Source organism: Cellulomonas sp. (genome assembly GCF_017744555.1).
Lineage (GTDB): Bacteria > Actinomycetota > Actinomycetes > Actinomycetales > Cellulomonadaceae > Cellulomonas.
This window is the reverse complement of record NZ_JAGIBD010000092.1, coordinates 1-1,874: the sequence shown is the minus strand read 5'-3', so window position 1 is coordinate 1,874 and position 1,874 is coordinate 1. Positions and strand designations below refer to the sequence as shown.

Annotated in this window: 2 protein-coding genes and 1 tRNA gene; 1 reads left to right on the top strand and 2 read right to left on the bottom strand. The window is 75.8% G+C overall.

Annotation, left to right across the window (positions count from 1 at the left end; all coding sequences use genetic code 11):
- Positions 1-281: 281 nt before the first annotated feature.
- A complete protein-coding gene (locus tag J7523_RS20245; RefSeq protein ID WP_291890579.1) occupies positions 282-719 on the top strand; it encodes a carboxymuconolactone decarboxylase family protein in 438 nt (145 codons plus the stop codon).
- Here the strand turns inward: J7523_RS20245 and J7523_RS20240 are convergent.
- Positions 661-1,677, bottom strand: coding sequence for a sigma factor (locus tag J7523_RS20240; protein WP_291890576.1), 1,017 nt, complete (start codon positions 1,675-1,677; stop codon positions 661-663). The two genes, J7523_RS20245 and J7523_RS20240, sit on opposite strands and share 59 nt — an antisense overlap.
- Positions 1,678-1,725: 48 nt before the next feature.
- Positions 1,726-1,799: transfer RNA gene (locus J7523_RS20235), tRNA-Val, on the bottom strand.
- Positions 1,800-1,874 lie beyond the last annotated feature (75 nt).

Below are 1,874 nucleotides of genomic sequence, written 5' to 3'. Positions count from 1 at the left end.
CCTTCGGCGTGCTCGACGAGTCGACCGGGCACGCGCTGCGCGGCTCGTTCCTCGTCGACGCCGACGGCGTGCTGCGCTGGAGCCTGGTGCACCCGCGTGGCCGTGCGCGACCCCTCGAGGCCTACCGCGAGGCCCTCGCGACGCTGTGAGGGCGCGCGGGCCGGGGTCGTGTCCGCGCGCGGTGTCACGTCGTCGTCCTCGTCGACGACGAGACGGGTGGAGGGTGGTCGTCGCCTTCCGCTCCCGCAGTCGTCGGGGGCCCTGTCGGCTCAGGAGGGCTCATGCCTCGTCTCGTCATCCACCACCACGCACCCGAGGGCTACCGCGCGGTCGCCGCGCTCGACGCCTACGTCGCACGCCACCTCGACCGTGTGCTGCTCGACCTGGTCAAGCTGCGCGCGTCGCAGCTCAACGGCTGCGCCTACTGCGTCGACCTGCACGCGACCGACCTCGAGGACGCGGGCGTCCCGACCCGCAAGCTGCACGGCGTGGGGGTCTGGCGGGAGACGCCCTTCTTCACCGACCGTGAGCGCGCGGCCCTCGCGCTGACCGAGCAGGTCACGTTGCTCCCGGCGGGCGTCGACGACGCCACGTGGGACGCGGCGGCACGGGAGTTCCCGGAGCGTGAGCTCGCGGACCTCGTGCTCGCGATCGGCACGATCAACCTCTGGAACCGGATCGCGGTGCCGACCCGCACGGCCCCGCCGCCGCTGGGCTGAGCGGGTCGCCGGCAGCGGACGCCTGCGCGGTCGGTCCGCGCAGGCTCCGCTGCTTGTCGGGGTTGCACACGTCGAACACGCGGAAAAGCCGCCCGTCGCGCACCTGGACGGACACCACGTGGTCCACGCCCGACAGCGTGACGACGAGACCCGGCGTGCCGTTGACGACGACGGGCCGCACCGCGCGCCGGCCGACGTGCCGCGACGCCACACCGGCAACGAACCGCGCCACGGCGTCCGACCCCGTGAGCACGCGACGGGCCGCCCGGGCCCGCCCGCCGCCGTCGTTGTAGGCCCGCACCTCGTCGTGCAGCAGCGCGCGGAGCGCGGCCGTGTCGCCGAGGCGGGCCGCGCGCGTGAACGCGTCGAGCAAGGACCGCGTCTCCCGCTCGAGCGCGCGTGCGGCGCTCGCGTCGCGTCCGCGCGGGAGGACGCCGGGGTCGCCGCCGACGGCCCGTCCGTTCTCGGCGTCGAGACGGCGCAGCCCGCGGGTGTGGTGCTGGCGCGACGCGGCCGGCGTGACGTCGAGGATCCGCGCGATCTCGGCGTGCTCGTACCCCAGCGCGCGGAGCACGACGACCGCGCGCTGCGGCGGCGTCAACGACTCGGCCAGCACGAGGAACGCCGTCGTCAGCGCCTCGGTGCCTTCCGCGTGAAAGTGGGGGTCGGCGTCGCGCGTCTCCACGAGGGGTTCGGGGACCCAGGGGCCGACGTACGCGGCCGCGCGCTGCCGTGCGCGCAACGCGTCGATCGCGCGCCGCACCGTCACGCGCGTGAGCCACGCGGCGGGACGCGTCACGGGGGCGTCCGTGCCCAGCCACTCGAGCGAGACCTGCTGCACGACGTCCTCGGCGTCGGACCAGGAGCCGCAGACGCGGTAGGCGAGCGCGACGAGCCGTCGTCGTTCGGGTGCGAGCTCCGCCGCACGCGTCCGCGCGGTGTCGTCCGACCACGCCACGACCTCACCGCCCTGCACCGCGTCCCACGGACGTGCTTGCCGCTCGGGTGGGCCCGGCCGGTCTCGAACCGACGACCTCCGCGGTGTAAGCGCGGCGCTCTGACCAACTGAGCTACAGGCCCCTGCGGTCGGTCAGCCTACCGGCGTGCGGGCAGCGCCGACGCCCGCGCCGCCGGGCGCCGCGGGCGGCCCGCGCC

What these genes read in the sequence shown, in the direction of transcription:
- J7523_RS20245 (WP_291890579.1), top strand. Translation starts at nt 282, where the DNA reads ATGCCTCGTCTCGTCATCCACCACCACGCACCCGAGGGCTACCGCGCG.